The following is a 283-nucleotide window of genomic DNA, read 5'->3' as shown; positions in this document are numbered from 1 at the left end:
ACAAAAAGACATTATCAACTTTCAAAGAATCAACCGACAGCTCCAGAAAAACTACATACAATAGCAAATGAAGTGGTGAATTTAGACCTTAATATAGACCAGAAACAAGAGCTTATAAGTACGCTTCCTATGTCAAAAGCAGATAGAGACAAACTTCGGAATATATTCCAAAGTAATGCAATAAATGATAAGGCAGTATCCCTGATGATTAAAACAATAAAAAACGATTATCAACTTTCAAAGAGTCAATTTACAGCTCCAAAGGTTTTACATGAAATAGCCG

Annotated in this window: 1 protein-coding gene; it reads left to right on the top strand. The window is 32.9% G+C overall.

All coding sequences use genetic code 11. The annotated features are described in order from the left end of the window. The coding region (locus AB3I12_RS13455; RefSeq protein WP_368015675.1) for a hypothetical protein at nt 1–283 on the top strand (283 nt) is incomplete at both ends.

The organism is Enterococcus sp. C65 (assembly GCF_040887165.1).
GTDB lineage: Bacteria > Bacillota > Bacilli > Lactobacillales > Enterococcaceae > Enterococcus_B > Enterococcus_B hirae.
Note: the sequence above shows the minus strand (reverse complement) of the source record. Positions and strands in the feature narration are given on the sequence as shown.